General features: G+C 59.9%; 29 protein-coding genes and 4 pseudogenes. 10 read left to right on the top strand and 23 right to left on the bottom strand.

The window, feature by feature from the left end; genetic code table 11:
• Positions 1 to 48 precede the first annotated feature (48 nt).
• Positions 49 to 1,254, bottom strand: coding sequence for a plasmid partitioning protein RepA (gene repA / locus NKJ23_RS19805; RefSeq protein WP_352496428.1), 1,206 nt, complete (start codon positions 1,252 to 1,254; stop codon positions 49 to 51).
• A gap of 356 nt (positions 1,255 to 1,610) precedes the next feature.
• On the opposite strand from repA, the gene NKJ23_RS19800 reads away from it, so the two are divergent.
• The gene (locus NKJ23_RS19800; protein WP_352496415.1) at positions 1,611 to 1,937 is read left to right on the top strand and encodes a GNAT family N-acetyltransferase; all 327 of its coding nucleotides are present in this window, start codon (positions 1,611 to 1,613) and stop codon (positions 1,935 to 1,937) included.
• Between the two features lie 33 nt (positions 1,938 to 1,970).
• On the opposite strand, the gene NKJ23_RS19795 is transcribed toward NKJ23_RS19800, so the two are convergent.
• The 4 genes from NKJ23_RS19795 to NKJ23_RS19780 all read right to left on the bottom strand — a co-directional run bounded on the left by NKJ23_RS19795 (position 1,971) and on the right by NKJ23_RS19780 (position 4,975).
• On the bottom strand, positions 1,971 to 2,558 hold the full coding sequence (locus tag NKJ23_RS19795; RefSeq protein ID WP_352496416.1) for a hypothetical protein: 588 nt from the start codon (positions 2,556 to 2,558) through the stop codon (positions 1,971 to 1,973).
• A 125-nt stretch (positions 2,559 to 2,683) separates the two neighbouring features.
• A complete protein-coding gene (locus NKJ23_RS19790; protein WP_352496417.1) occupies positions 2,684 to 3,073 on the bottom strand; it encodes a hypothetical protein in 390 nt (129 codons plus the stop codon).
• Positions 3,074 to 3,190: 117 nt separating this feature from the next.
• The gene (locus tag NKJ23_RS19785) at positions 3,191 to 3,760 is read right to left on the bottom strand and encodes a hypothetical protein (protein WP_352496418.1); all 570 of its coding nucleotides are present in this window, start codon (positions 3,758 to 3,760) and stop codon (positions 3,191 to 3,193) included.
• A 276-nt stretch (positions 3,761 to 4,036) separates the two neighbouring features.
• Positions 4,037 to 4,975 carry a recombinase family protein gene (locus tag NKJ23_RS19780; protein ID WP_352496419.1) on the bottom strand — a complete coding sequence of 313 codons (939 nt, stop codon included), beginning with the start codon at positions 4,973 to 4,975 and terminating at the stop codon, positions 4,037 to 4,039.
• A gap of 679 nt (positions 4,976 to 5,654) precedes the next feature.
• On the opposite strand from NKJ23_RS19780, the pseudogene NKJ23_RS19775 reads away from it, so the two are divergent.
• The 3 genes and pseudogenes from NKJ23_RS19775 to scpB form a co-directional block, all read left to right on the top strand.
• Positions 5,655 to 5,918 (top strand): annotated as a pseudogene (locus NKJ23_RS19775) (DUF1403 family protein); the annotation flags it as partial.
• Between the two features lie 50 nt (positions 5,919 to 5,968).
• Complete coding sequence (locus tag NKJ23_RS19770) at positions 5,969 to 6,622, top strand: DUF1403 family protein (RefSeq protein WP_352496420.1); 654 nt, start codon at positions 5,969 to 5,971, stop codon at positions 6,620 to 6,622.
• A gap of 2 nt (positions 6,623 to 6,624) precedes the next feature.
• Complete coding sequence (gene scpB, locus NKJ23_RS19765; protein ID WP_352496421.1) at positions 6,625 to 7,344, top strand: SMC-Scp complex subunit ScpB; 720 nt, start codon at positions 6,625 to 6,627, stop codon at positions 7,342 to 7,344.
• A 40-nt stretch (positions 7,345 to 7,384) separates the two neighbouring features.
• On the opposite strand, the gene NKJ23_RS19760 is transcribed toward scpB, so the two are convergent.
• From NKJ23_RS19760 to NKJ23_RS19745, 4 genes and pseudogenes are all read right to left on the bottom strand, one after another.
• A complete protein-coding gene (locus NKJ23_RS19760; protein ID WP_352496422.1) occupies positions 7,385 to 7,909 on the bottom strand; it encodes an RES family NAD+ phosphorylase in 525 nt (174 codons plus the stop codon).
• Positions 7,906 to 8,292, bottom strand: a complete 387-nt coding sequence (locus NKJ23_RS19755; RefSeq protein WP_127253491.1) for a hypothetical protein — start codon at positions 8,290 to 8,292, stop codon at positions 7,906 to 7,908. The genes NKJ23_RS19760 and NKJ23_RS19755 overlap by 4 nt, the downstream gene beginning before the upstream one ends.
• A 245-nt stretch (positions 8,293 to 8,537) precedes the next feature.
• A pseudogene (locus tag NKJ23_RS19750) lies at positions 8,538 to 8,792 on the bottom strand (cupin domain-containing protein); the annotation flags it as partial.
• 2 nt (positions 8,793 to 8,794) lie between these two features.
• Positions 8,795 to 9,031, bottom strand: a pseudogene (locus NKJ23_RS19745) (hypothetical protein); the annotation flags it as partial.
• 246 nt (positions 9,032 to 9,277) lie between these two features.
• Here NKJ23_RS19745 and NKJ23_RS19740 point away from each other — a divergent pair.
• The gene (locus tag NKJ23_RS19740; RefSeq protein ID WP_352496424.1) at positions 9,278 to 10,672 is read left to right on the top strand and encodes a Do family serine endopeptidase; all 1,395 of its coding nucleotides are present in this window, start codon (positions 9,278 to 9,280) and stop codon (positions 10,670 to 10,672) included.
• Between the two features lie 62 nt (positions 10,673 to 10,734).
• Here NKJ23_RS19740 and NKJ23_RS19735 read toward each other — a convergent pair whose 3' ends face one another.
• Positions 10,735 to 11,223, bottom strand: a complete 489-nt coding sequence (locus tag NKJ23_RS19735; RefSeq protein WP_352496425.1) for a hypothetical protein — start codon at positions 11,221 to 11,223, stop codon at positions 10,735 to 10,737.
• A 223-nt stretch (positions 11,224 to 11,446) separates the two neighbouring features.
• Complete coding sequence (locus NKJ23_RS19730; protein WP_352681745.1) at positions 11,447 to 12,280, bottom strand: thermonuclease family protein; 834 nt, start codon at positions 12,278 to 12,280, stop codon at positions 11,447 to 11,449.
• Positions 12,281 to 13,424: 1,144 nt separating this feature from the next.
• Here NKJ23_RS19730 and NKJ23_RS19725 point away from each other — a divergent pair.
• A pseudogene (locus NKJ23_RS19725) lies at positions 13,425 to 14,404 on the top strand (IS110 family RNA-guided transposase); the annotation flags it as partial.
• A gap of 939 nt (positions 14,405 to 15,343) precedes the next feature.
• Here the strand turns inward: NKJ23_RS19725 and NKJ23_RS19720 are convergent.
• From NKJ23_RS19720 to NKJ23_RS19710, 3 genes are all read right to left on the bottom strand, one after another.
• Positions 15,344 to 15,709, bottom strand: coding sequence for a hypothetical protein (locus NKJ23_RS19720; protein ID WP_352495646.1), 366 nt, complete (start codon positions 15,707 to 15,709; stop codon positions 15,344 to 15,346).
• A gap of 82 nt (positions 15,710 to 15,791) precedes the next feature.
• The gene (locus tag NKJ23_RS19715; protein WP_023680684.1) at positions 15,792 to 16,016 is read right to left on the bottom strand and encodes a hypothetical protein; all 225 of its coding nucleotides are present in this window, start codon (positions 16,014 to 16,016) and stop codon (positions 15,792 to 15,794) included.
• Between the two features lie 401 nt (positions 16,017 to 16,417).
• Positions 16,418 to 16,594, bottom strand: a complete 177-nt coding sequence (locus tag NKJ23_RS19710) for a hypothetical protein (protein WP_352495647.1) — start codon at positions 16,592 to 16,594, stop codon at positions 16,418 to 16,420.
• Positions 16,595 to 16,728: 134 nt separating this feature from the next.
• On the opposite strand from NKJ23_RS19710, the gene NKJ23_RS19705 reads away from it, so the two are divergent.
• Together NKJ23_RS19705 and NKJ23_RS19700 are read left to right on the top strand one after the other, a co-directional pair.
• Positions 16,729 to 17,121 carry a hypothetical protein gene (locus NKJ23_RS19705; RefSeq protein WP_352495648.1) on the top strand — a complete coding sequence of 131 codons (393 nt, stop codon included), beginning with the start codon at positions 16,729 to 16,731 and terminating at the stop codon, positions 17,119 to 17,121.
• Positions 17,122 to 17,919: 798 nt separating this feature from the next.
• Positions 17,920 to 18,132: a hypothetical protein gene (locus NKJ23_RS19700; protein WP_352495649.1), complete on the top strand. Its 213-nt coding sequence runs from the start codon at positions 17,920 to 17,922 to the stop codon at positions 18,130 to 18,132.
• 671 nt (positions 18,133 to 18,803) lie between these two features.
• Here NKJ23_RS19700 and NKJ23_RS19695 read toward each other — a convergent pair.
• From NKJ23_RS19695 to NKJ23_RS19680, 4 genes are all read right to left on the bottom strand, one after another.
• Positions 18,804 to 19,049, bottom strand: coding sequence for a DUF982 domain-containing protein (locus NKJ23_RS19695; protein ID WP_352469334.1), 246 nt, complete (start codon positions 19,047 to 19,049; stop codon positions 18,804 to 18,806).
• A 207-nt stretch (positions 19,050 to 19,256) separates the two neighbouring features.
• The gene (locus NKJ23_RS19690; protein WP_352469335.1) at positions 19,257 to 19,511 is read right to left on the bottom strand and encodes a DUF982 domain-containing protein; all 255 of its coding nucleotides are present in this window, start codon (positions 19,509 to 19,511) and stop codon (positions 19,257 to 19,259) included.
• A gap of 379 nt (positions 19,512 to 19,890) precedes the next feature.
• Entirely contained in the window at positions 19,891 to 20,109 is a 219-nt protein-coding gene (locus NKJ23_RS19685; RefSeq protein ID WP_352469336.1) for a hypothetical protein, read from the bottom strand.
• A gap of 275 nt (positions 20,110 to 20,384) precedes the next feature.
• On the bottom strand, positions 20,385 to 20,612 hold the full coding sequence (locus NKJ23_RS19680) for a hypothetical protein (RefSeq protein ID WP_352495650.1): 228 nt from the start codon (positions 20,610 to 20,612) through the stop codon (positions 20,385 to 20,387).
• Positions 20,613 to 21,090: 478 nt separating this feature from the next.
• Here NKJ23_RS19680 and NKJ23_RS19675 point away from each other — a divergent pair, with 478 nt between their 5' ends.
• Both NKJ23_RS19675 and NKJ23_RS19670 read left to right on the top strand, forming a co-directional pair.
• Positions 21,091 to 21,417: a glycogen debranching N-terminal domain-containing protein gene (locus NKJ23_RS19675; protein ID WP_352495651.1), complete on the top strand. Its 327-nt coding sequence runs from the start codon at positions 21,091 to 21,093 to the stop codon at positions 21,415 to 21,417.
• 220 nt (positions 21,418 to 21,637) lie between these two features.
• Positions 21,638 to 22,120 carry an amylo-alpha-1,6-glucosidase gene (locus tag NKJ23_RS19670; protein ID WP_352529191.1) on the top strand — a complete coding sequence of 161 codons (483 nt, stop codon included), beginning with the start codon at positions 21,638 to 21,640 and terminating at the stop codon, positions 22,118 to 22,120.
• Between the two features lie 451 nt (positions 22,121 to 22,571).
• Here NKJ23_RS19670 and NKJ23_RS19665 read toward each other — a convergent pair whose 3' ends face one another.
• From NKJ23_RS19665 to NKJ23_RS19645, 5 genes are all read right to left on the bottom strand, one after another.
• Positions 22,572 to 22,769, bottom strand: coding sequence for a hypothetical protein (locus NKJ23_RS19665; RefSeq protein ID WP_023722969.1), 198 nt, complete (start codon positions 22,767 to 22,769; stop codon positions 22,572 to 22,574).
• Between the two features lie 826 nt (positions 22,770 to 23,595).
• Positions 23,596 to 23,880 (bottom strand): PilZ domain-containing protein, encoded by a 285-nt coding sequence (locus NKJ23_RS19660; RefSeq protein ID WP_023680838.1) that lies wholly within the window; start codon positions 23,878 to 23,880, stop codon positions 23,596 to 23,598.
• A 295-nt stretch (positions 23,881 to 24,175) separates the two neighbouring features.
• Positions 24,176 to 24,529, bottom strand: a complete 354-nt coding sequence (locus NKJ23_RS19655; protein WP_352469275.1) for a TadE/TadG family type IV pilus assembly protein — start codon at positions 24,527 to 24,529, stop codon at positions 24,176 to 24,178.
• A gap of 40 nt (positions 24,530 to 24,569) precedes the next feature.
• On the bottom strand, positions 24,570 to 25,010 hold the full coding sequence (locus tag NKJ23_RS19650; RefSeq protein WP_031195389.1) for a TadE/TadG family type IV pilus assembly protein: 441 nt from the start codon (positions 25,008 to 25,010) through the stop codon (positions 24,570 to 24,572).
• A 5-nt stretch (positions 25,011 to 25,015) separates the two neighbouring features.
• Entirely contained in the window at positions 25,016 to 26,248 is a 1,233-nt protein-coding gene (locus tag NKJ23_RS19645) for a pilus assembly protein TadG-related protein (RefSeq protein WP_352681764.1), read from the bottom strand.
• Between the last annotated feature and the right edge of the window lie 308 nt (positions 26,249 to 26,556).

Below are 26,556 nucleotides of genomic sequence, written 5' to 3'. Positions count from 1 at the left end.
GGTCATTCATCTGATTTCATTGCAATAAAACCTGACTTAGACGGCCGTCTATTTCGTACGTCCCCAAGCCCCGTGGATCAGTTCTCTGATTTCCGCGTTAACCGCTTCCATCGACTCCATGGCACGGTCGTACGTTGCCCTAATCATCCCGGATTTCTCGACCTCATAAAGCGTCTGCTTCGTTAGCCCAGCATCCGAAATCGCGGTCGATTTCAACATCGGCGTCTTGAGCATTTGTGACGCGAGCATTGACTGCATGAATCCGACCATCTGGGCTTGCGGGACGTCGGTCGGTTCGTATCGAGTGATCAAATATCTGAACCAATCTAAATCTACGTCGCCGCCCGCCTGGCGAATTGTCTTCAGGATGTCGCCGAGCATCAGAAGGAACTGCGACATGGACATCAGGTCGAGCATCTGCGGATGTACAGTGATCAGCACCGAACTCGCCGCCGACAAAGCGGTCAGCGTCAAATAGCCCAGCTGGGGTGGACAATCGATTACGACCACGTCGTATCGGTCATCGACCTCCCGCAATACTTTTTCGATGCGATTCCAAAACGTCTTCCCGACGACGGAATTCTTGTCCTGCATCGCCAGTGGAGTGTCATACTCATATTCCTGCAATTCTAGCGATGCAGGGACAAGTTCCAGGCCTGGAAAGTTTGTCGGCAAGATCACGTCGGTGATGGGCTTCCGCTCGTCGTCGTAACGGATCGCTTCGTAGATCGACGGATTCTTGTCGAGTTCGGGTTGGATGCCGTACAGGGCCGACAGCGAAGCCTGTGGGTCGAGGTCGATCGCCAATACACGGTGCCCCGTTAGCGCCAGATGTTGCGCAAGGTGTGCGGCCGTCGTTGTCTTTCCGCTGCCCCCCTTGAAATTAACAACGGCAACGACCTGCAGTTTCTCGTCCCTGCGGCGGTGAGGAACGTATTTCTTCACATCGGCTCGGCCGTGACGGTCGAGCCATTGACGCAGCTCCATGATCTGCTCTGCCGAATATGTCCGGCGACCTCCGGCATGTATAGTTGGCTCGACACCCTTGCCTTCAAGGTGCAGCTTCTTGAGATTGCTAGTCGAGACCCCGAGAAAATGCGCCGCTTCCCCGAGTGAAAATTGCCGCAAGGTCTTCCTGGCGTTCGGTGGGAAGGTCTCGAAACGAAGCTGGTTCAGCTTCCTGGAAATCTCGCGCCCTTGTGCCAGAATGGTGTCGTCGAAGAGGGGTTTCGACACGGGCGCTAAAACGTTCATGCTTTCCGGAACCTCAAGTGACGGCATTTCGCCGAAATTCTTTCGAATGCCGTCATTATGTCCGATTCGTTTGTCCCGACAAGAAATTTTAAGTTAACAAAAGGTTAACGCTAACTGGCGGCAGAAGGTCATACGGAATTGGTTTATTTGAATTTGAAACTCGGCGCGGTCAACGCGTCTGTCCCGGGCAGGTGCGAAATGCGATCCAACGATTTTCGATGAGGCATTTCTTCGAATCGCACCGCCTACCTGCTCGCCGCTTCACCCCGCTCGATCCCTGATGTCTTCGAGGCGATGTACGCCAAGCCCGAAGTCGCCCGTTTTCAAAGCTGGGAGACCTGCACCGAAGATGACGGATGCGCATTCCTGGAATCGACGCGCTGCGCAATCCAGGCAATCCGGGATGGTTCCAGTTTGCTCTTGAGCGCAATGAAGATCGAAGGATTGTCGGCGATAGCGGCCTCAAGACATTCGAGGCGGATACTCGGCTGGCGCAGATCGGGTCCACTAGAGGGCAGCAATATTGGAATCACAGTTACGCTACCGAAGCGGCCCGCAGTTTGATCGAATGCGCCTTCTACAATTTCCCCCATTCACCGCAACATTGCGTCCCGTCGACTGGCGCTGTCCCCGTTCTCGAAGAATCCGGCTTCGTGAAAGAGGGCTCATCTCCGGCTATCTGAGTGGTTCAAAGGCGGGTGGACAGACGACGCAATCTATGCGCTCTCCTCCGCTGGAGCAGGCTTGCGGTAGCGCTCTGAATATTCGAACTGAGACGCTTCGGTCTTGTTGGGCTCCTTTCGACCTCGCGTACAACAAGGTACTGTCAGCTTTCCGATTGTTTTAATTAATTTTTTTTGCCATTTAGACGGCAGTCTATTAGAGGCGGCGTCGCGAGTCCGCCGCGCAAATGGTCGACGGAAAAAAGGGCGTGCCACGCGCCCGGAGCATTGAACTTTGCTACCAAGCCGCGCCATATCGTAAGCATCGACCAGTTCGACAGCCGCCGGCGAACCGTCGAGGGTGTGTGCGGCCCGTCGCTGCGCAGAAGCCCCCTCGGGTTTCAGCGTCGCCGAGACGTCGGCCGGCACGCCGCGTGCAAGATCGCTGTCCCGCTTTGCGGGATCCCACAGACGATGCGCCACGAACTTGATCAGCAGCGCCTCCCGCGCCGGCCAGGGCAGGGGCTGCCTTAAGGCGGCCTGGCACCAGGCTTCAAGATAGCCGAGGTCTACGCAAGCGCCTTTAGCGAGCAATACCGCGTTTGGCAGATGGCGCAGCGTCTCGGTGTCGTCGTCCGACAAGATTCCGGCCAGAAACGCGCGGCGGTCGAAGGCCCAGCACCGAATCCAATTACGTCGAACGCCTCGGCGCGCCGCAGTTTTGCGTCAAATGGGGATTTCGGGAGCCGGAAGTCCATAGTGCTCGCTCAAAACAGATACGGCTTGTCCGCCCAGGCGAGCAGCACGGCGGCGTCGGGGTCGGGCAGCCGCACGCGGCCTGCACGCAACCCAGCCGCGATCGCGTAGCCGACGTCCGGATCGACCCAGTGCCCGTGCGTCATCAGGAAGAACCAGGCGAAGGGCAGGCCGATTTGCGTATCGATCGCCTCGATGCGTTCCATCAGCCGGTGCACCGAGACGCCTTCGTCGGCGAGCACCCGCTCAGTCGGCATTTTGAGCGGTCGCGGGATAAAGCCGATCTCGCGCCGGTCGCGCTCCTCAAGGTCGTGGATGTCGAAGGCCCAATGGGCAAAAATCCGGTGAGCGCAAGCGCTCGACCGCTCCCAGTCGGCAAAGAGGCGGTTTTCGCGCGGCACATAATCGAACCAGTCGGGGGTGGCTTCCAGAAATGGGATCTCGCGCGATCCCTCGGGCCCAACCTCGTGAAGGACACGGTTCTCGATCTCGGTTCGGCGCGCCTGCCGCTGCTCGCGTTAGATGGGCCCGGCAAGCACGGGAGCGACCGTATCAGCGTCGCGCCGCACCCGGGACGGGTCCAAAAGAGCGCCGGCGCTATAAGGGCGATAATCAGAATCGATCACCGGTCCGGCCAGAACCTCGATCTCGCGGCCAAGCGAGAGCTGGACAAAATCGGCAACGCCGGGGCCGGTGGAAACGAAGGCAAAGACGCTGGCGCCGCGCCATTCGGAAAAGCAAGACCCGCTCTCGCGATGCCGCGTCCAGAAGGCGGTGAGGTCGCCGTCGAGGTCGGCAAGCTCGCGCTCGACCCAGGCGCGATGGTCGCCGATGCGCGTGCCACTGGGGGACAAGACAGTGCGGGCGTCGTCGCGCCAGTAAAAATCGTCGATCGCGGCTGTGGTGAAGTCGAAGCCGGGAAAGGCGTTGGCGAGGGCAGGGGCGAGATGCGCCGGCGACCTGGAGGCGGGGGACGGGGCAGGGGGCGCAGGGCGGCCCATTTCCATTACCACGTTGATGATGTCCGGCAGGTCGTCCGTGCCGGAAACATCGGTTTCGGTGGATTGGTCGGGGACTTGCGTCGTCATTCAACTGGGATCGGCAGACTGCGCGCGGTTACCTGCTCTCACGATCCTACCCATCCTGATTCGTGCTCGTTCTCAAGCGAATGTATCGTAATTTGGCGGACGAAATCGAGTGCAAGGCTGACGAGCCCGCCTTGGGGTCGCTCCAGTCGGCTGTCATGACGAGAATGTAAGGCGCTGATCGACCGGTGGCCGGCCGCGATCCGCAGCACGGTCGACCGTACCGCGCGCCACAACAATGAGAGAGGGGAGGGCGGCGCTCGTCGACGAGCGGCCGTTTTAACCGTCAGCGGGTTCGTGCACCGTCAAACCGAGACGCCTGGCGCGATCGAGCAGATGCTTGACCGACGAGGCCGCCCATTGCCAGCCGCCGCGCGGCGTCCGCTCCCGCATTGCCTCGAGCTGTGCCGCGATCGCCCGCAGACTGAGATCCGGATCGGCAATGGCAATGCCGGCAACGAGTGTCATCAATCGATCCTCCGGCTGTCGTCGCGGCGCGCGCTGGACAAGTTCAGGCTTTGCGAGGCCTTCCCGCACCAGGCGGTACACCGATCGGCGAAGCCGTTCCACCGTCCAGCTTTGCCCCTTTTGATTCAAAACCCGGACGACATCGTCCCAATTATGCTGGGGGCGCAGCCGTCGCACGATCGGCAACCAGCTTTGTGCCGAGGCGATGAGATCGCCGACATAGGCGCTGTCCCGCGCCGCGGCGACGGCGCGGATGCTTTCTGGCCGTCGCTCGCGCAGCCCAGGATTGCCAGGCAGACGACCACGTGCCTTGGCCGCGGCGATGCCGGCTTTCGTACGCTCGGCGATGAGCGCCCGCTCCAGCTGGGCGACAGCACCGAGCACCTGCAGCGAGAACATCCCCTGCGGCGTCGACGTGTCGATCGGGTCGCGCAGCGAGCGGAAATGCGCGCCGCGCTTTTCCAACGTCTCGATGACCTCGAGCAGATGGCTGACCGACCGGGCGAGGCGGTCGAGCCTGACGACGACCAGAACGTCGCCGGCGCGGATCTCGTGCATCAGCTTGGTCAGCACCGGCCGCGAGCGCGATGCGCCCGATCCTTGCTCGTGGTGGATAACCGCGCAACCGGCTTGTCCGAGCTCGTCGGCCTGCGCATCGGTTACCTGATCCTCGGTCGAGACCCGCGCATAGCCGATGAGGCGGCGCGGTCTTACGGCGGGGAGAGGGCCTTGACCATGGCGGGCTTTCAAGTGTTTTCACGGCGTTTGTACAATATCAACGGCTGTGGTCACCCGCTCCTTTGCAGGCGTGTATTATCGACTAATTTGCAGGCCCGTGGAGCGCGTTCGGGGCCTCCGGAGGTGTGCTGAGTGCTCGGAAGGGTTCAAATCGCGCTCATGGGGCCGCTATGGCAGATAATGGGTAAAACCGGGCGTTTGGAGCACGGACATTCCGAAAGAGCGGCGCCGGAGGATCCAGAAACGCGGATTTGGTCCTGTTTCACCCGGCGGGCGGAGCAGATTTGATGAGACTACGTAATTCCGAGTCGGAAATAGTGAGACTACGCGACACAGCGGGTTTGGCACTGGCATCAGCCAGTAGAAGCGAGGCAATTCAAGCAGTTAGCAGCAACACGGCCATGTGGCATGGCACGCAGTCTCACGAAAACCGCTCCAAATCCGCCGATCCTGGCCGATCTGTCCACTGAATTAGGGTGAGAATCCACCGAATATGGGCGAGAACGACGCCTGAAACCGCGAAAATGCGGGCTTTTCCAGCCATCCAGGACGAGCGACAACCATGGTTCCCTCGCCTCGTAAACAACGAATGATAATGCAAGATTATCGTTCGTTTATGTCACCCGACAGGCTGTGCGTTTTTGTGCCGAGCAGATGGCCTTAAGCGCACACGTGATTTATCCTCTTCTCTATGATTCGAGCGGACCCATTGCCTACTGCGGTGCCTCTGCCGCTGCGTGTGCCGTCTTGGGCATTGCCGGGCGGACCAGTCGAACACGAAACCGATGCGGCGTTTTATGCCGGCGCGGTCCTGAATTCGCTCGACAATTTGGTTCGCTCCGAGCCGGCCTGGGCCGGCGCCTGGCGCCAGCGGCAGGCGCTGAGATGTGCGGCCGCCGCCGTTCGGCTCGCCGGCCGCAGCGAGGACGAGGCGGCGCTGCGCGATGCCTGGTATCTGCGTCCTGCCGACGGTGACCCCGGACCCGGCGGCAGCATTCTGGCAGCGTGGCGGCAGCGTGGCGGCAGCTGGCATCGCGGCCGCCGGCGATCGACGTCGCGAGGCTGGCTGAAGTGGTCGATCAGCTCGGGCTGCGCTGGGACGACGGTTTTGCCGATCTCCCGGGCGCAATTGACGATGTGGTCCGCTCCGACCGGCCGGCTCCGTTTGCCGCCGCCGCGGTCGCCAGCCAGGTAGTTGCCCTGTCGCCGGGAGCCGAATTGCTGGCCTGGTGGTGTGGCGACCTGGTGCTCGCGCAAAAGCTGCGCTGGCGACGGCCGGTACCGATGCTGATGACCCAGGCTTTTGCTGCGACCTTCCGAACCGGTGGCGGTCGCGCCAAGCGGATTCGGCCGGGAGAGCAAAAAGAATTTGAGCGTGCCGTGTGCCTGGCGTTGGCGCAGGGCGCAGCCGACGCTTGTGGATTGGCCGGTGAACTGTCGCGGCGTGCCGAGCGGCTTGCTGCGGTGATGCCAAAGTTGCGCGCCAAGGGGGCAGGGGACGTGATCAAAAGACTGCTCGACGACGATGCCGTTTCCGGCTCGCTGACCACAAAAAACCTGTCGCGCTTCGGCGCGCGCCGTCTGTTCGAGCGGCTGCAACAGCTCGACGCCGTGCGTGAGCTGTCCGGCCGCCCCAGCTTCCGGCTGTTCGGGCTGTAACGATGGTCGGATCCGCCGCACGCAAGGGGCAAAATAATCAGCCGACGCTGCTCGACACCGAGCTCGAGCATCTGCCGCCGGAACTGCGCTGGCGCGAGTGGATGGGGCGCGTCGAAGCGGTTGTCTTTGCCGCCAGCGAACCGGTGACACGTAGTGTCCTCGCGCGGGTGGTGGGGAAGAACTGCAATCTCGAGCTGATCATCGACGACATCCGCGCCGAGCTCGCCGGCCGCCCCTACGAACTGGTCGCGGTCGCCGGCGGCTGGCAGCACCGGACCAAGAAAGCCTTCGGAGACATCATCCACGCCGCATTCGGCACGCCCGCGGGGCAGGGGTCGAAAGAATTGTCGCAATCCGAAGCGCTGGTGCTGATGTGCATTGCCTACTTCCAGCCGATCACCCGTGGCGAGCTGTCTTCCTTCTTCGGCAAGGAGGTGTCGCGCGACCTGATCGGCGTGCTACGCGCGCAAGACCTCATCGCCTCGGGGCCGCGTTCGCCGCAGCCTGGCGCGCCCTACACCTATGTGACGACCAAGAATTTCCTGTCGCAGTTCGGGCTCGACACGCTGCGCCAGCTGCCGGATTTCGAGGAACTCGAGGACGCCGGGCTGCTGTCGAAGGAAAAGCTGCTGGCGGGAGACATTCCGGTGGGGCTTGTTGGGGAGGGGGACGCCGAAGAGGAAGAAGCCTACGGCGATGGTGTTGAGGACCACGTGTTTTGATCGGGCGTTGTCGAGTCCTGCCCTGAGCGGAACGCGGCATTCACGACCACGACGATTGATCGTGCGGCAGCCGTTGATCGGGATCATGGACCGCGACCTGATCGCCTTCGACAAGGTTGGCTGAAAAGACCACCAGGTTGGTGCCGCCTGCGTGACGCAGCGACGGGAACAGGATGGCCCGAAGCCCGACGGTGATGACCATGTCCGCAAGCTTCCACGAAGGCGGAACCTTCTTGTCGATGCGAGCGATCTGGCGCCAGGCACAATCCCATTCCTTCCAGGCGCCGTCCCAGCCTTCCGGATCAAATCCCCGCGAAAGGTCGGCAACCTCGGCGAGCGTGATCTTATAGGCGGCAAGCGTCGCCGGTGGGCTGATGCTGGCGCCTTGTTTGTATTCCTCAAGTGCCGTCTGCGGGGCCTGCGAGGGATAGAGCGCTTCGACACCAGGCCGGTTGAAACGGCCACCGTCGATCGCAGCGCCTGCACCGCTGGTTGGCAGGAAAGCCCATTTTGGCGTCAAATAACGATGGAAGATTTCATCCGGGCCGACGTGGGCGATCTTCACCCGCGCGCCCCGTTCTCGAGATCACGAATAAAAGCCAGAACTGCCTCGACCTGACCGTCGGCGACGAGCTCGGCTGCGGTGCGATGGCCATAGTCGGCGATCGGCTCGTTGCGATACCAGTAGATTGCCTTGTCGACATCGCCGGTGAGTTCCGTCGCGGCCGAGATCACCTTCACCATCTCGCGCATCCGGCCCTGCAGGCGCTCCGATGACGGGTTACGGAGCGTGTTGCGGTGGACACCGGTCAACTGGGCGAGGTTGGCCACCTTTACGCCAAGCGCCTGCGACAGGCGCTTCGGCGAGATATAAGGCGTGCGCGGCTCCTGAAGGCTATCGACAAAGCCTGAAACCACCGTGGAATGTGCGAGCTGTGCGTGGGCCATGACAAATCTCCGACCTCTCATACGCACAATATATGCACATTTCGAGGCATAGCAAGTGGACGGAGGCCCTACTCCTTCCACAGACTACTTGCCCTTCTTCATTCCGTAGCGTTTGTTAGCTAGCGGCGGCAATGCGCCCAACCTCGGTCGTTTATTGCGGCCCTGCACGCCCCCTGAAAGCGGACATCGCTGGTGCCGACGCCATGAGCGGTGCTGCGCCATGACCCGATATTGCAGAATCGAGCTTAGGCTCTTGTCGTCAGGGTAGAGAGCTGGTCAGTGTCGTAACGGTTCCGCAAGTCTGCAAGCGCTTTCGGATCCGGAGAGCCGTGTGCAGCGAGCCTGGCAAGCTCTTCAAAATAGTGCTCGTGTCCAGGCGGAGAGACGGTCATCAGCACCCGCGCCGGCTCTTCGCTGACATTGGTGATGTTGTGCGGAACGCCCGGTGGAATGAACAGGTAGGTGCCCGCGGTCGCGCGGATCGTCTTGTCCCCAACATGGAGCTGACCGGTTCGGTTGCTCCCGGCGGCATGCGTAGCGCCGGCACCGATTCCACCGCACAGGCATCCGATGCCCAGGACGAAAGGATTGCACGCTTCTCCTGGACGTCCAGCGTCGCGTCAGTCAGCACGTCCTGAGGTCGCTCGAAATGCCGTGCTGGATGGAGCAACCGGTCAAGAAAAACATCAGGACCCTCGGGCCCGATTGGGGGAAAACTCGTCGAAATGGCTCCTTCCATCGATGGTCCTCCGCTTTGAATAGTCTCCTTTGTTGATGTCATCTTTGGTGGCTCTCGCGATTTTCACCAGCCGAAATTTTGGAGAGTTTCGAGCAAATTTCAATGGCCCGACAAGGCCAAATCCTCGCAGTTCAGCCCACGATCAACATTTTTTCGAACCGGTGAAACAATCGGCGTGAATGTCAGTTGTTGCGTCTGGGAAAAGTCGCGCGGCAGCGCCAGGGCGGTCGGGCAGGAGAATCAATCATGTCTTACATTGCCAGGAAGCGACTGAGCATGGGCCTCGTCGCAGGAATCTTGATGCTCTCGGCTGGCGGCTTTGCTCCGGTTTCAGCACAGGAAATCCCGAACGACTTCAGCGCAATCCTGCGTCAGAAGCTGCCGGCCGTGGTCGCGATCACGACGAGGCAGATCATCCAGGACCAAACGATGCTCGACGATTTTCTCAACCCCTTCGACAGCCGCGGGCCTGCCCAGCCGCAGGTGCGAGAAGCTCTCGGCTCCGGCTTCGTGGTCAGTCCGGAGGGCTACATCGTCACCAACAATCATGTCGTGGCCGACTCCACCGAAATCCACGTCGTATTCTCCGATAAGGAGACTTCGCGCGCGCGACTTGTGGGCCGCGATCCAGCAACCGACATCGCGGTGCTGAAGGTCGATCCACGCCCCAACATGACGACCACCGCCTGGGGTGACTCTGACGCAATGCAGCCGGGGGCCTGGACGATCGCGATTGGCAGTCCCTTCGGGCTCGGGGGAACCGTGACCGTCGGCGTTCTTTCCGCCCGCTCGCGCGACATCCAAGCCGGCCCTTACGACGATTTTCTCCAGACAGACGCCTCGATCAATAGAGGCAATTCCGGCGGCCCCCTGTTTAACGCGCGCGGCGAAGTGATCGGGGTCAATACGGCCATCGTCTCTCCGTTTGGCGGCAGCATAGGCATCGGTTTCGCCGTGCCGTCCCGAACCGCACGGAGCGTCGCCGATCAGCTGATCCGCACCGGCCGGATCGAGCGCGGGTTCATCGGAGTGCGTCTCCAGGAGGTGACGCCGTCGCTTGCCCAGGCGCTTGACATATCGAGCACCAAGGGAGCGCTGGTCGCCTCGGTCGAGCCCGGCAGTCCGGCAGAGAAGGCCGGCTTGCAATCGGGGGATGTGATCACCCGGTTCAACGGCAAGGACATTCAGGGCGTCCATGACTTGACGTTGGCGGCAGCTAACGAAAAGCCGGGGTCGAAAGCCACGCTGACAAGGAACCGCGGCGGCTCCCAGCAGGAGGTGGAACTGACCCTCGGTCAACGCAAGGACGAGGAGGTACAGACCGGTGCCGTTCCGAGTCCGGAAGCGGCGGACCAACGCCTCGGGCTGTCGCTCAGCACCATTCCGGACGAAGCGCGCCAGCAACTCGGTCTGCAGCCGGGTACCACCGGCGTGTTTATCCAGGAAGTGGCGCCGAATAGCCCCGCCGCCGAGAACGGCCTTCGACCTGGCGACGTGATTGTCTCGGCCAACAACCGGGATGTGGCACAGCCGTCAGATATCCAGGAGGAGTGGGCAAGATCCCGGCAGCAGCACAAGCCCATTCTGTTGCGCATAAACAGGCAAGGACAATCGCTCTTCATTGCCCTAGCTGCTTCCTGACGTAGCGTGCGTCGAAACCAAAAATGTGGCAAAGTTTCCGTTCCGTATCCGAAAGAACGGAATCAGGTCGCCGGAGCCCAAACATCACTCCAGCCGCCTCCTCCCATCTCGCGCGCGGCAAAAAGCAGCCAGCCGGCCGTGGCTCCCATCATCGTCCGCACTTGAGCAGCTCGTGCCGAGCCCGTGTCAATTTTGACGCACTCCGTTCCTATATAGCGTGATAGAAGACCTTCGCCGCGTTGGCGATGATGAAGACCGGCCTTGCCGGAACCGCGCAGCGAGCGCCCTTCCCGAAGACGCCATATGACCACATCTCGCACGGTCATTGTTGAGACGGCAGCGTCAAAGTTCGCCGCATCAGTTGCAACGAGTTCTGGAAAATCAGGCCGGACTTGATGCCAGCGAATGTTAACGTCAGGTCGGCTCGCCGTGTTCTGCATCGCTCGTTGTCGATGGGTGGCGATCATAATCGATGGGCGGGGCAACATAACTTCGGCCTCGGCTCTGCCGAACTCCCTGCCGATTTGGAATGCCGCTGAAAGCTGTCTCATGAACGGAGGGCTGCACGTATTTTGGAGGCATCGTTGGATCTTCCCGCTTTCATTTAGTCGACAATAGCTGGTCCGCTTGGAACGGCAGTCCGTCACCGTTCAAAAGCCACCCGTCGAGGCGGCCCTTTCATTAGGAACCCCTCCACATGACCAAACCCACCCCAACGCGCCGCGGCGCCAACACCGACGTGCGTGCGACCGTGAAGCGGCAGCACCTGCAGGTTCAACACTGGCTTTCGCAGGCGATGCCGTCTTTGTCGCGGTCTAGCTTGCGGCCCCAAGAGCAGTTGGCTGGGTACCAACTTGCTTCATCGCACGAGCTGATTTGGGAACAGGTGCGCCGCGGCTCGCATGAATAGCCGCTTTGTGCGACCTGATGGCGGTTGATTAAGCCAAGCGGCTGGTTAGAAAGCGGCCGGTTGTCGGCATGCGCTAGACGCCACACCCAAGGCGCCTGAAAAGTTCCGGCCCACAGACCGAGCTTTGCCGCCTCTGCCTTCGCCTGCTGCCCCGCATAGGCGCCGTGGCTGTAGAGGGGCCAGTCCAGTGCCAAGCCCTGCTCGACAAGCCAGCGCTGAACGCTACGACCGCCCGCCCGATCGCAGTTCCCGACAAGACGCCCGTACCGATCACGATCGACAAAACTGCAATGCAGCGGTCGCGAAGCTGCCAGGAACTTGTCCAAGGCTTGGGCAGCGCGGCGCCCGCATGGGTAGTCAAAGCCCTTGGCGTCGTCGCAGTGCTGACGGCTCTCGGGCGCGTCGATGCCATTGAAACGAATCCTTTGGCCTGCAATCTCTACTGTGTCGCCATCGATCACCGAGGCGCGGCCTTCCATGTGGCCAGGCAATGGTTCTGTCCAGTTTGTTATCGTGCTCTGTTGGCCGGCGGTGCTCTGGATCGCGAATTGGGTGACTGCGGCGGCAAGCGTGCCGGCGCCGAGGAAGATCAGCCCCAAGAGGGGTCGCGGCAGCCGCCGTGACGGCATTCTTCTGCCGGCGCGCCTTCGCCAGCGGTCAGCCTGATTGGCGCCTTGATAACGGTGGCCTTTGCCCACGCCCGCTCTCCCGGAAGAGAGAATGCCGCCATTCCGGGCGAGAGTCCAGAAGCTGCACTAGCCGGTCGGCAACTGGTCAACGCGGGGGGCACCGGCTCAGCCTTTCAACCGTCTCAACTATGGCCTTCGCAAGCGGGCATCAAGGTCCGCGTGAAGCACCTCCGGGGCGAGGAAGACCTTCGGCACGCCTCGCTGCAGGATTTTTGGGATGAAGACTAGAACGCCGTTTGTGTCTCCAAGACGCGACAACGCAAAGTTCACCGGCCCGGCCAAGCGCCGACTATTTGACAAGCGCGCAAATGGCGTATGCTGTCAGCGTCCAAGCTGTTGGGGACGTAGCGGCTACATGCGCTTGTGCTACCCACCCTGGAGCTGGGGAAGTAACCGGCAAGCTCCTAGAAATTAGAGCATTTGAATTTGACGCGCTGGCACCGCCACCTATGACGACTTTTGGCTTGGGACACCAAGCCTGTGCGGATTTGTCTGGGCTTGTATCACTCGCGCTTGCATACTGGGTGATTTCCCAACCGCCGACGCCGTCCTTCCCCGCCGGACCCTCAGCCCCCATTGCACCTCTAGGTCCCTGCTTGCCGGGAAGACCTTGTGGACCGACAGGCCCTTGGGGCCTTGGGGGGCCTGCCGTTGTGCAACCTGCAAGGAGGGCGACGCATGCTAGAGCGGTAATAATTCTCATGACCACCTTCCCGGTTTCCCGGTGAGTTGACGACAAAAAACATTCGCCAAATCAACCGAATGTACCACCACGCGATTGTCGTGGATAGGAACGCGATCGGCGGCTAACGGAACGTCGCATATGCGCCGTGACGACGGGCGGCCAGCAATCGTAGCGTAGAGTGTTGACGCGCCTTCCTTGCCGTTGAAGCTCTCGATGAAGCCGTATCCGGCATGATGTTCTTGGTGCCATCGTTTGTTCGGTACGTCAGGTTCGTTAAGCTTGGCGCATCCGGGCCACGGGGCACCGGGAGCACGCAAGTGCGGGCAGGCCGGCGTATGCAGATGAACTGCGAGTTCGAGCACATTATCTGGCCGCCCCTACGACTCGCCCGGATGCGCTGCGAGTGCGGATCCGTATTTGTCGTGTTGCCCGCTCGCTCCCTGTTCGTGACCAACGATGGAGGGAACCGTGCGTATTATCGGCATGGACATACACCGCGTAACCGCCGAGGTCGTGTCGTTGCTTGATGGCGAGATCGTCAAGCTCGGCCGCGTTCAAATGCTGCGCAATAAGCTCGAGGAGTTCGCCAGGAAGGAACTCACCCACGATGATCATGTGGTGATCGAGGCGACAGGCAATGCTGCTGCCGTCGCTGAAGTGCTGTCGCCCTACGTCCATCGGATCGTGATCGCCAATCCCAAGCAGGTGCACATGATCGCGCACGCGAAGGTGAAGACTGACACGATCGACGCACTGTCCTTGCGAAGCTCTACGCCTCGGGCTTTCTGCCGGAGGTCTGGGTTCCGGATCCGGGGACCCTTGCCCTCCGAAGACAGGTCACCAGGCGGACACAGCTGGTTCGCCAGCGTTCGCGGCTGAAGAACCTGATCCAGTCAATCCTCCACGCCCACCTGATCCCGCCGTGTCCGCATGGGAACCTCGTCGGGATCAGCGGGCGCAAATGGCTGACGAGGCAAATATTGCCTGCGGATGAGCGCGCCGCCATCGAGCGCCACCTCGGCTTGATTAACCAGATCAACGAGGCGTTGACGGTGGTCGAGGCGGATATAGCCGTACATGCCCTTCAGGATCCGACAATCCGCCGCCTGATGACGTTGCCCGGCCTCGACGTCACCGTGGCTGCGAGCGTTGCCGCGGCAATCGGCGACATACGGCGCTTCAGCGATCCACAGAAGCTCGTTGACTATCTTGGCCTCAATCCGAGCGTGCGGCAGTCCGGTGAGGGGCCAGCCTATGACGGGCGCATCACGAAGCAGGGCCGCGGCCATGCGCGGGGGATGCTGGTCGAGGCGGCATGGGCGGCTGTGCGATCGCCAGGACCTCTTCGCGCCTCCCACAAGCGGATCGCCTCGCGCCGCGGGAAGCACATCGCGGCCGTCGCCACTGCGCGCAAGCTTGCAATGATCATCTGGCACATGCTGAGCAAGGATACCGCAAAAAAGCCTCGGCGCTGGGTCGTTGCGCCGAGGCTTTGGGCACGTACAAGCTACACCAACATGTCCGTTTATAAACGTGCGCTAATAATGTAAAAAACGGTGAACCACGCACAGGCGGAAGGGCGCACGCTCAAAGCTGGGGTGAAGCGGCAATATCAGTCATGACAAGTTGCGCACCCTGATTGTTCCACCTAGCTTTCGACCGAACGAGGGGACGAGGATGTCGGCTGTGTTGATTTGGCAAGATGATGTACTCCGTCACCGCTCATGCCGATGAAGGGAGGCTTGAACCGCAAATCTCGAAATGTCTAGTGATGGCCACTGGGACCCCGCACATTCGGGGATTCGAAGCTGATTTTCAGGTGGTGCTAAGCAAGGCCGGCAAGGTGGAGACGATCACCGTTATGCTAGGTATGCTCATACATCGCGCTTTGCTCTGAGTGGCGGCCCAGCAGCTTGGGTTAGGGGGGCCGCTGGGCCTGACCAGCGAGCGTTCGGGAATGCTCGACTGGCCGGTTAGTATTTTAGATAAATCTAATATAATCGAACCATGCGAACGAAGTACGCGGCGGTAAGAAAGTGGCTGGCGTCCGATTCACTTACCGCGCGGTTTTGCCTTGGGTTCTGGCGAGCTTTCGGAGGGGTTTGCAGCCAATTTTGCAGATCGCCGATCTGTTACCCACAGGGACTTTTTCCTCGCCACCAAATCGTCACGATCGCCCTCAGCGGTCGCTCGGCTATGCATCGCAGCTATGGCGTAGTCGGCTCTGTTGGTTCGATAGTCTTCTTTTTGGACAGTCATCGTTTTCTCCCAGTTTCATAGCCCCTCTTTTTGCCCTGGCGGGGAGATTAACTGCCGGTGCATTACGCGAGTCAATCGATGAAACGACCACTCCGCAGTCGCGAGGGCGGGGAGCAACCCTACAATTTTTAACGTTGGAACGGCTTACAGACTGCAACACAGCCGCCCTTTCGTCGGGCTGCGTTGATCGCGTTCATGTTGCCCTTCAGCTCGCCGATCTTGGCTTCACGTACCTTGATGTCTGTGTTGTCCATCATGCTGCCAACCGGCAAGCCAAGCCAAAACACGCCGTCCACATCATGGCGGGCGGTTCTGTCTTGTATGGCCATTATCGGCGCGAGGTCGGAACTCGTTCGGTAAAGTTCGGCTTCCAACTGGCTGCAGGACTTGCCCGCGTATACGCGGACGAAACCAGCGTGGGCTTGATGTCGGCTGGGCGAGTAGCGCAGCCCGACAAAACGCTGATGGCTACAAACGCACATAACTTGATTCATGCTTCCCCCAAAATGCCCGCGGCTAGCAGGCGCTGAGGGCAGGACGAAGTCTATTTGCCTTGACGGCATGCGGAATATATTCCTATTTTGCGGGATGCCGCACCCTCGCCGACACGAAGCCGTTTCCGAATATCACCTCGCCAAAATTGAACGATAGGCGTGGCTTCTGACGGTAGAACTCCGCGACGCGCAGTTGTCGCTCAAGCCATTTGGCGAGCATTGGGAAGCGATCGACCATCTGCATCGGGACATAAAGCGGGCGCTCAATCTGCTTAACAATAGGCCGGCGGACTACGAAGAACCACATTTCGCGCCTATGTCGCGAGGGTGAAGAACTAGCCTGTCAGTTTAGTGAAGTCGTGGCGCCGCGCGCGAACATGTGCCAGCAAATTCGTTTCGTTTACGACCCCTGATTGAAAGAGATTCAGCGTGGTCGAGGCCAGAATCTGACCGTCTATCGGGGTGCTGTACCATTTGGCGTCGGCGGTTACCTGGTCGACAACCCGCTGGCAGATCGCCCGATCTTTAGGTCTAAGGAACTGACTTTTCGGTGCTCGTAGCATCTCGACGCCTTGAAACGGGGAGTCACTGTCTCCCGCGCGATACCCATGCGTGGTCTCCGAGCATGGACCCTAAACGCATTCAGACGGAAAATTGCCATTCGTTTGAGTGGTACCGATGTCGCGTGGATAAGTGGCGGTCCGCGAGCTAATCCACCATGTCGCGCAGCGGCTTCTTGCGCTTTGGCGTCCTGTACTTCTCGACCAGCCTGACCTTGTCGATGTCGATCGTCACCAGTGGTCCCAGATCGACGGTCACCCTGCCGCCTTCCTCGTCTACGCGCGTGATCTCTCCGGTAAGCTCGATCTGCTGCCGCTTCTTCACCTTGGTATGATCGATGATCGAATGCGGAAAGCTATAGCTCGGAATCGAGACGTTTACGCAGTGCTGAATGACCCGTTTGCGAAGGCGGCCGGGATCGCCACCTCGTCACGAATGGAAATTCCGCGCGCCGTTCCATGAGTCTGGTGCGCTCGGTGCCTTCCAAGATATTGCTAATTATGGATGAGCCTGCTTCCTCCAATCGATGGATGAAGCCGATCGTGGGCCGGTGCTATTTTGATGCATCGCGCGACTTACCCGACAAGAGCTGGCTCCAGGGGCAAAATATGAGCAAGACGACTCTCATTGCTATCGCAATCCTCGCGATCAGTGTCGGCTGTGCCGAAGCCAAGGACCGTAAGGTCGAAACCGCGACGCTCGGCACGTACGCCAATTCGAAGAACCTGCCGGTTTGTACCGCGTCAAGCTCACCCTTCGAAGTCCTCGGTGATGAATGTTTTCTCGTCACAGGTTCGATGATCTATGGCGACATCGCCGAACTCTCCCGGACAATCACTTTGAGTTGGTAGCCTAACCAACAACCTCCCAGCGCGGCCTCCATTCTCCGGTATGAAGTTGTTGCGTCGCAGGGGCTGCCTTCGCCCAGATATCGACCCAGTCTTCGCGCGTCGCCAATACCGGCGCAATCCCCAGTCACCACGGGCCTCTCCAAAATTCTTATGCCGTCCGCACCTGCGGTCGAGCGTGTCGCGCCAACACAGCAGCGCCTCTGCATCGTTTGGGCAACCCAACGCATAGCTTCCGGTCCGGAAACTCGCTTACGCGTCTCATCGTCCATTCGGCAGCGGAAAATTAGGCCGATTTGGCAGTGCTCAGAATCGCGTAGCTGTCCTGCGATCCGCTCGGAGAGGATGGCGAGTGGTTGCGGCAACTGCGCCTCAAGCTGGCTGGCGACCGCCGTCTGCAGCGCGCTGCTGCGGAGCAGCGCTGACGCTGCGTTCGTCCGGACCGTCGCAAGACCGCTTGATTGTATCCGGCCTGGAGACAGACAAACGCCGGCGCAATCTCACCCTGAAACCAAAAGACAATATCGATGACCTCCAACAGCTATGCTCCCAAGGGTTCAAGCGCCTGCAAACATTCACCATGCCAATTTCGCCCGCTTCGATAATGACGGCGCCATCAATTTCATGGCGCAAGCCGCTTCATGAACCGGCTAGAAGACCCCACCCCAAAAGCCGCTGATCGATTTGAGCCGCAGTAACGAAGTCTAACCGGGTTCCCAGTACAAGAAGCTCAAACCGCGCAAGACCGCTGATCGATACGGCCACGATCTTCAACGGTCTTGCCCAATGGAAGCCGCCCCAATGGAAATCCCCACGAACGGCCATACGACTAGCCATCTGATGACGTCACGGCGCTATGCGCCTCTCTTCTGGACGCAGTTCCTTTCCGCCTTCAACGACAATTTCCTCAAGAACACGCTGGTGTTCCTTATTCTGTTCACCCTGGCGGCGGACAAGCACTTGCATGGCGGATTGAAGCGTCGTCATGCGTATCCTAGTCCCTTCATGCGCTGATAGGGTCCGCTCCCACTGCTCGCACAATGGCGTGTCCACAGCCGGTATCAGGGCTGTTAGTGATCTTCACACGCGCACCAATGCGCCTTGTGGCAGTTCTTCTCCCTCGAGATGCAGCTATCGCCGCACGCCTTGCCGGCGGAGCACGTCTTGCAGCAGCCCTCGACCGGGATTGTCGACCAGGGTATTGCGGATCCGGGCGCATGACGATCGGCGCCGTCAGCATCAGAATGCCGGCAATCGCCGCAGCGGCGACGAGTCGAAACATGGTTGCCCCCTCCCAAGGAAGGAGGATCAGAGCATTTGTGATGGCTCAAGTCGAGGGAGGTGCAAACGTGATGAAATGCAAGGTTTTCGCCCACTGCCTCACGGTGGAGGGCTCTCCTTTCATCGTGACATCCAGCCGTCCGGCCCGTTGTCTGAGCGCATTGTCTCGTTGAGTTGCCGAAGCCGCTCTTTTCTCGCCGCCTCGGCCGCGGTCCGTAGCGGGTGAAGGGAAAAGCCTCGAGCTTGGAGGCAGAGGGTCACCGCCTTATGCCAGCGAGGCCCTCGCCGGGTCCACATCTTGAGCTGCTCAAGGGCTTCCTTCGCATTGTTGCAGCCATGCCTGACACCGGTTTCAGTCTTCACGAACACCGGAGGGACGAACCAGATGGGCGCCATGATACCTCCTACTCAGGGGAGAGATACACGTTGGCCTCCTTGGCAGCCGCCTCAAAGGCTTCACGCACCTCTTGGGGGGAGGCGCTGCCCTGGAACGCATCGACGCAGGATTGGACCGCCTTGGTCCACTTCGGGCCCTTTGTGTCCCACCCCATGAGTTCCTCGGCGGCTCCCTCGACGTGGCTGACCCCATTGCGAATGCCCGGACGTTTCGTCTTCACGTAGACCGGGGGAGCGAACCAGAGGGGACCCATAAGGGGGAACTTAGAGCGCCAAGAGCCCGCTGACCAACCCCGCTTTAGCCGCAGCTAAGGAACGATGTAGGCCCTCGCGGGTTTAGAACTCGCAGCGGTCCTTCTTGGATGTGCAGCCGCTGTGGGGGTCCGTCGCCTTTCTCTCACGGGCGGCGGGCTCCTTTCGCGAAGGCGGTGTTGGTCAGAGAACCTTTACCGCAGTTCAAGTTAGCTGGTTGTCATTGGGGGGAGTAATGTCCCCTCCTCTTTTGCAGCGGCCAGGAATGCCTTCCGTGCCTCCTCAGGTTCCATCTCGTCGGCAATGCAGGCCATGCAAACGCGCACCGCGAGGTCCCACCAAGGGCCACGCTTGGTCCACTTCATCAGCTCCTCGCCGGCTGCCTCGGCGTTGTTGACGTTGCGGATGATCCCGGGACGCTCGGTCTTGACGGGGACCGGAGGGTTGAACCAGTGGCGAGCCATGAAGGGGCCTTAGGGCGGCTAGCGGGTTTCCTCTCTATGAACCGGCTCAGCGACGAGGACGGCTAACCATTTGTTAGGGATGGTCTGAGTCCGTGACGGGTGTTTCCAAACGTTCATCGACGTTTATCCGAGCGGTCGGTACGAAGCCGGTATGCATCATCTTCCGGTGGGTGTCGCCCTAGTCATTTCGCTTGTAGTCGGTCTAGCCATTGCGGCGATCGCCTCAAAGGACCATTCGGAAATCTGCGGCATCCGATGCTTATTCGTCCTCGGCGAGAGCGTTAATGTGAGGGCTGTCACGCCAAGGCCGGAATGTCGAGAATGAATGGCAGCACACGGTCGCCATTGCCAGGTCACGACAAGCGAAGTTGGCTGACAGCTACTCCTGGGCGTCGAAAGCCACGCAGAGGCCCATGGCAGTTGCTGCCTCGACGATTGCCTCGGTTAGTTCTTCGTCGGAGGCCACCAAATAAGGCGCAGTCTCCCGAGCTTCGCGTAGTGCCGCTTTGATCGAGACCGTGTCGCGACGGTCCGCCCTGTTGAGGAGTACAGTAATTGCTTGTTCTAGAAACGGACCGACCCTTCGCGCGACGCTCATCCAGCCCTCCCCAGGGACACGCCGAAGGGTGACTCTACTCCCTACCTGAGCGGCATCAAGGCCATGTACGAATTGTACAAATTGGTACGGCGCTGGGCCGCCACAGTCAGGAATGTTTGTAGAATTTCTGTGGTGGGGATCGGACACCGGCTCGCGAAGACCCCCATGTTCCTCCTCGATCCTATTGACGCGCCTCGAGCCGCCTTTCTCCCACAATCCCAGGTCGGTCTGTCCTAACGTACACCGCAGGGGAGGACCAATGGGTTGCCATGAGGCTATTTGCGAAGATCGAACCCGACGAACAGGCCAAAGGCTGGGGCAAGATCGACAATAAGCTCCACCAGCTCGCAGTCAGTTTCCGCCAGATGTGGCCCGTCTCGGCGCACCGCTGCAATAGTCTCTTTGACGGAGATGATTTGGCCGCGACGGGCTTGTAAGATCAGCTCGTGAACAAGGTGTTTGGCAGTCACCTTGTCGGGTCGGCAGTTCGTCCAAACGTTCATACAAGGCCTCCCACCTCAGCGAGAACCCAAGGGGCATTCATGACCCACTGTCGGGAAAAATCAAGAAGAATGTTTGGTGGAAATTTCTGGGTGGGAACCAGAAAAAGTACGGAGCGAGCCTCTGTACTCTTCCCGCTTTGACGCCCAGCCAGCCGGCTAGGGACCTTCTTCCGTCGGAGCCCGTTTGGCCCGATCAATAGCCGCAAGTAATGACTGTAGGGTTGGCGGCAGTTCTGGTTCGACCCCCAGATTTAAGAACGTTTGTACGTTATGACGATAGCCATCGGAACGGATCAGTTTCCGAAACGCTTCGGAGACAGACTGATGGTCTGCTTTGTTGCTGGTCGTCATGTTCGGGAAGTCCGTCCCAATGAGCCGCAACTCGCCCGCAACGAATGGGTCCCATCAGGAGGTCGGAATATTTGGTAGAAATTTCTGAGCGGGAGACCGGATAACTGGCTCGCGCGAAGACCCCCCGTTGCTCGAGCGCATTACCTTCACCAACTACTTCGCGCGCGAGATTGCGTTGCCGGTCCGTCTCGACTTCGATGCCGATTTCCGAGACATGTTCGAGGTGCGCGGCACCACGCGTAGCCGTCGCGGTCGTGCCCCTGACGCGCTGATTGGTGAGGCAAGCGTCACATTTCGGTACGAAGGGCTTGATAATGTAGCGCGCCAGTCGGTCATTGCGGAGCCGGATCAGGTGCATTCCAGTTACGCCGAGTTCCGCATTGTCGTGCCGAGCCGTGACCGCAGGATCCTCCATCTGGATGGTCGGTCACGGCGAAGAGATTCCGTCCAGTGACCGGTTTCGTGCCGCCGCTGCGCGAGCGCGATGTGCGATTCGCTCAAAGCGCCGGCAAGGCGCCACCGTTTTCAGTTCCGGACGCGTGTTCAATGACTGGCTGGCCCGCATACGTACCGACATCGCGCTCCTGACAACCGACCTCGAGACGGGACCATACCCGTATGCCGGCATTCCATGGTTCTCAACCGCCTTTGGTCGCGACGGAGTCATTTCCGCCTTGCAGATGCTCTGGCTCAATCCCGAGCTTGCCCGTGGCGTGCTGGCGTTTCTCGCCCGCTACCAATCGACCGAGACTTCCGTCTTCGGAGACGCGGAGCCAGGCAAGATCATGCACGAAATGCGCAAGGGCAAGATGGCCGTGCTTCGCGAGTTGCCGTTCGGCCGTTACTATGATGGCGTCGACACCACTCCGCTGCACATCTATCTGGCTTCGTCCTACGCCGACAGGACCGGAGATGAGGACTTTGTCGATCGCATTTGGGAATCACTGGGTGCTGCCACGGCTTGGATGGAAGAGGTCGGAGCCCGCAACGGGGAGGGGTTCGTTACCTACAGCAGGGCAGCGGATACGGGCCTCTTCAATCAGGGCTGGAAGGACAGTGCCGATGCGATCTTCCATACCGACGGCACTATTCCCAAGGGACCGATCGCCTTAGTCGAGCTGCAAGGTTACGTCTTCGCAGCATACCAACCGCGCTGAACGCTCGCACCTACCAAGCCGGACAGCGCTACTGGTTCGCCGCATGTTGCACAGGAGCGGAAGAAGCTCGAACGCCGAGGCTTTACCCCAAGCCAGATCGACGCCGAGATCAGCCGCTATGCGACGGCGATCAGCCGCATCCTTCACTCTCAAAAGCAATATGGCTCAACACCGGATAGTGCCGCATGAGCGAGGGAGCGAGCATGTCCGTCCGCGAAGCGGAACGGAATGGGGGTGTGTGGCCTCAGGCCCCACGTCTTCCTTCTGTTGGCGCCGCGCGCGCGATGGCATTTCGAGGCAGTGGAGCGCATGCCCGATGACAGGTTCCTCGCGAGCACCAGGCCGCGCACCATGAGCTGCGCTCGCCGTCTGTCGACCTGGTTGCCGCCGTGCTTGAGCGCGAGTGGTGCCGGTGGCCTGAAGGTCGCGACGAATCAACCGCCGGCCCAGTTCAACCCGCGCGACGTCCTTCAAAGCTCGGGGGATCGATCTTCACCAAGCGGTCTGCGGCCTCGACCGCAGTTCGTATCCTGCTGCACAGCGCAAGATTTTCGGCCAGCATTTCTTCAGTGCGTTGAAGTGCGAGCTCGGTCCGGTGGATGCGCTGCCTGGCATTGGCAACTTCCGATGTCAAAAGATCGGCCGCCATCCCGTGGCCGTGGGGTTCCATAGTGTCCATGGGTTTCTAATACATGGGGGGCGATATCGTTCCATGATGTCGGGCGAAACGGCGGGCCGCAGAAAAGCGCGATGGGCCGAATGACCAATGCGCTCCCTGTCAAAACAGCGGACGCTGAGGAAGATCACAAGGGAAGCACTAAGGCGCAACTCAACCTCAAAGCGAACGGTCCGTTTTTTTGGAACTTTGTGGGCTGGTCGACAAATTGCACGACGTTCCCTGATATGACAGGCACTCTGACCCTGTCGTTCCCAGTCAGGCGAATGTCGCTGTCGTCTCGACGGACCAAAACCATCACCTTTCGGACCGATCACGTGACGATTCGCGACGGCATGAAAAGATGGACGGCGGCACCCGCTAGCGGGTGCCTTGTCGGTGCTGCAGGCCGCAGGCCGAAGCAAGGGGGAGGCCGGTTTTCTGCTTGTGGGGGAACAGCGCCTTTTATTACCCCTGCCCAATACCGAGCAGGTGCGCGACCAACGCAGGCGTGATGAATGCGAGCAGTTCCACACGAGCAGACCGACCCCACCAGCGCCGCATCCTCGCGACGACTCGGACCGTCTCGAAATGCACGGGCACTGTTTAAACCATCAGGACGGTGGAGAGGGCGAGAGCAGTAGCTATTCTGAAATCTCCAACGATGGTCGGCAAACCGATAATGGAAGCGAGCAGTCAGTCGGCGCCAGAATGGTTGTCGGCCACCTAAGTCGAAGAAATTCTGGAGGAGGAACAAGGCGTCCAAAGGACGGGGTCAATCACCGCCCAGCATACGGCTACGAGGTGTGGTTCAGGGGATTTAGCCGTAGTGCCAGTGCGGCTTTGGCTCGGTGCCGGTGAACATGACGCCGATGCGGTCTTCGCGACGCCAACGAACCACCGCCTTGTAGGCGATGCCGTCGGTCGGCACATAGAGCAGGAATTCGTCGGGGACGCGAGCGTCGATCGAGGCCTTCAGTTCGGCGCCGCCGGCATGCATGTTGCGCACCGTGCACGTGACCTCGGAATGGGTCATGCCGGTCAGGATTGTTGCGCCCTTGAAGACGCGCTGCCTGCGTTGGCGCCTCTGTTCGTCTTCAGCCATTTCGCCTAATTCCCGGCGTCTGTCGCTTCGTGTAGTTTTTGGTCTGCCAGATAATTGAGCTTGGCTGATGAACATAGCGTTATCGTCAGAGGCGGCGTGACATGCGGGATCGGTTGTGGAAGTACGTTTCAGGAGCATGCCGGCCTCCTACCAAAGGGCTTGCCAAGGCCGCCGGCGACCCCACAATGGGTCAAGCCGGGGATCAAAGCCCGCGTGAAGCACCTTGCGGCAAGGAAGAGCTTCGCTGCAGGTTTTTTGATGGAGAACTAGCTGCGGCGTCCGACTAGAATGAGCCTTATGTTCCAATCAACGGAACCGTGACGGTTGTCGCATAATTAATCGGATACCGGTCGAAATACGGGAATTCAATCACGAACGCATATTTGGCGGTCAGATGGGCCATTCGAAAGCCGCCGCTGGGGGCGTCGATTGCTATTGTTATGTTGACATCGCTTAATCCCAAACTCAGCAATTTTGCCGTGGCTATCGCTTTTATCTCGGCTTCGGTCAGCGAGTTCTTCATTTGCAGCGCTCGTGAGGACGTTTCCAGAGTATAGCGAACACTCGACATGGCATTCAGAGCCCAGCCGAATGCGAAGATGCCGATCAAAAGCATTATCAGAATAGGCGCGATCAGCGCGAACTCCAATGCGGCTCCGCCTGATACCCCACGTATGAAGGCTCCCGCTTTAGCGGACACGAATCACCTGTTTGTGGCTGATCCCGCGCGAGAGGGAAAAATCGCCAAAACTGAAGGGCGGGAACCAGGTGGCTGTCGCCTGGATTTCGACGAAAACCGCGGGAGCTTTCAAACTGTCGCACAGGACAGATGGATCGACCACGGTGATCCCGCACATATATTTCCGGCTCAGCGTCACCTGCGCGTCATCGGGATGATTTTCCCAGCTCGAAAGGGCGACGGCTTGGGTAGCCGCGTCGTCGGCCGCGCCTTGCATCACGAGGTTCGCCGCCGTTTTGACGCCTGCACGCATCGACAACGCGCTTGATACGAAAGACCAGCCGTTAATAACGCCAAGAAGTACCAGGCAAAGGATCGGCACAATCAGCGCAAACTCTACCGCAGCAACACCCGAATCGCTCCGGAACATCCGGACGGATCGCCGTTCCACGAAGATTACTCCACAAGCCGAACGGATTGCGTCGCCGGAATGTCGCGCATTCCGAGGCTCGTGCAATCCTGGCTGATGCTCGTGTTGCCGGACCACTGCAAGGTACTGGCGACGACCTGCGTGCAACCACCTTTGCCAGAGAAATTGCCCAGAAAATTGACATCCTGGGTTGGAAAATACAAAGCGCCGGTCAAAAGCGAGTCCGCCGTGCCATTGAACGTGTTCGATCCCGCCAGGTTAGCCCTGTTGCCGTAAAACAGCACACCGGAATACGTGCCCGACGTCGGTGCGCTAAGCTTGACGGTGGCGTTGCCGTTCATGCTGACGCCCGAGCTGCCGGCCAGATAAATGATGACTCCGTCGCCGGAAATATTGGCGTTCGCGTTCGCCTTGAAATCACCGCCTTGAATGACGTACACGCCGGGCGCGAGCGCAACATTGCCGCTCAAGCTCAGCCCGCTGCAGTATGTCCCGGGGTTCAGGGTCGACAATTTCGAGTTTTGACAGGGGGTTGTGGCTGGTGGCGCCAGCAGGTCGGCAAAGGGATCACCAGCGGGTAAGGCCTGGGTTATCGGGCTGGCGCAAACAGTCGTCACGGGGTTGTTCAACGAAACACCGCCGGCCGATATCAGGCAGTCGGCCTGAAGGTTTGCCGATCCCTGAAGCTTGATCGCATCGGCGGCAATGGAATTGGACATGACGGAGCAGCCCGTCATTTTTATGGTCGAACTGCCGGAAAACAGCGCCGCTCTCGGGGCGGAACGATTGAGCGACAAAGCGCAGGCCTTTGAGGCGTCAGTGATAAAAGCCACCGCTCTTGCCCGTGCGCCGATCGCGTTTTGCGTGAATATCGATGTGAAAAACCGATCGAGGGTCTGATGAACGATGACCTCGACGGCCTTTTGGGCGACATTCGGGCCAGAGGACGGGGGAGTGAAGATTTCGATTGTGCCTGTTGACGGGTCCCAGCCGTTCGTCGTCGCTGACAGTGTCGCGGCGGCGACTATCGTTGGCTTGTCAGATCCCGAAACCTTTTCCAAAGCGCCAGCATAGGCTGCCGCATCCGCCACCGCCTGTAATTTCAGGCTGCTAAAGTACCAGTAGGAGGTCTCGATACCGAGACCCGCTGCGCCGACGACAATCGGCAAAGATAGGGCAAAAATAGTAGCAACGTTGCCGCTCGTCCCGACGCCTCGTCGCAAACACCGAACCAACCGCCTCGATATGGGGCGCCCCATTTCCATGGGGTATTTAACGAAAGATGGATGAAGGAATGGCTAAGAATTGCGCTCCATTTGATATATCCGCTCCTTGGCGCGGCCGGCACAAGTTCCCGCGGCCGCACTCGGCGAGCACGCTGCTGGTCGCTGGCCCTCTCTTCAACCGGCGGCGCCAGTCGCGTATCGGGTTAGCGTTTCCAGTCTCGATGATTGACTTTGCGAGTGTTTCGCCCTCGTGGGTAGGCTAACGGCCATAGCCGCGACAAATGAAATCAGATTTGCGCCAGCGCAAAGCGTGCACGGCAAGCAGGCCTCACCTGCACGCG

Origin of the sequence: Mesorhizobium sp. M0184 (genome assembly GCF_040322215.1) — a bacterium.
Lineage (GTDB): Bacteria > Pseudomonadota > Alphaproteobacteria > Rhizobiales > Rhizobiaceae > Mesorhizobium.
This window is presented reverse-complemented; position numbering and strand designations above follow the sequence as displayed.

Coding starts and splice junctions, on each gene's coding strand:
- NKJ23_RS19740 (WP_352496424.1), top strand. CDS start 9,278: ATGTCTTACATTGCCAGGAAGCGACTGAGCATGGGCCTCGTCGCAGGA.
- NKJ23_RS19720 (WP_352495646.1), bottom strand. CDS start 15,709: ATGAATCAAGTTATGTGCGTTTGTAGCCATCAGCGTTTTGTCGGGCTG.
- NKJ23_RS19800 (WP_352496415.1), top strand. CDS start 1,611: ATGCGCATTCCTGGAATCGACGCGCTGCGCAATCCAGGCAATCCGGGA.
- NKJ23_RS19645 (WP_352681764.1), bottom strand. CDS start 26,248: ATGGGGCGCCCCATATCGAGGCGGTTGGTTCGGTGTTTGCGACGAGGC.
- scpB (WP_352496421.1), top strand. CDS start 6,625: ATGGTCGGATCCGCCGCACGCAAGGGGCAAAATAATCAGCCGACGCTG.
- NKJ23_RS19660 (WP_023680838.1), bottom strand. CDS start 23,880: ATGGCTGAAGACGAACAGAGGCGCCAACGCAGGCAGCGCGTCTTCAAG.
- NKJ23_RS19700 (WP_352495649.1), top strand. CDS start 17,920: ATGGAAATCCCCACGAACGGCCATACGACTAGCCATCTGATGACGTCA.
- NKJ23_RS19695 (WP_352469334.1), bottom strand. CDS start 19,049: ATGGGTCCCCTCTGGTTCGCTCCCCCGGTCTACGTGAAGACGAAACGT.
- repA (WP_352496428.1), bottom strand. CDS start 1,254: ATGAACGTTTTAGCGCCCGTGTCGAAACCCCTCTTCGACGACACCATT.
- NKJ23_RS19685 (WP_352469336.1), bottom strand. CDS start 20,109: ATGAGCGTCGCGCGAAGGGTCGGTCCGTTTCTAGAACAAGCAATTACT.
- NKJ23_RS19755 (WP_127253491.1), bottom strand. CDS start 8,292: ATGGCCCACGCACAGCTCGCACATTCCACGGTGGTTTCAGGCTTTGTC.
- NKJ23_RS19680 (WP_352495650.1), bottom strand. CDS start 20,612: ATGAACGTTTGGACGAACTGCCGACCCGACAAGGTGACTGCCAAACAC.
- NKJ23_RS19715 (WP_023680684.1), bottom strand. CDS start 16,016: ATGTGGTTCTTCGTAGTCCGCCGGCCTATTGTTAAGCAGATTGAGCGC.
- NKJ23_RS19665 (WP_023722969.1), bottom strand. CDS start 22,769: ATGGCGGCCGATCTTTTGACATCGGAAGTTGCCAATGCCAGGCAGCGC.
- NKJ23_RS19785 (WP_352496418.1), bottom strand. CDS start 3,760: ATGACGACGCAAGTCCCCGACCAATCCACCGAAACCGATGTTTCCGGC.
- NKJ23_RS19735 (WP_352496425.1), bottom strand. CDS start 11,223: ATGAGACAGCTTTCAGCGGCATTCCAAATCGGCAGGGAGTTCGGCAGA.
- NKJ23_RS19705 (WP_352495648.1), top strand. CDS start 16,729: ATGAGTCTGGTGCGCTCGGTGCCTTCCAAGATATTGCTAATTATGGAT.
- NKJ23_RS19690 (WP_352469335.1), bottom strand. CDS start 19,511: ATGGCTCGCCACTGGTTCAACCCTCCGGTCCCCGTCAAGACCGAGCGT.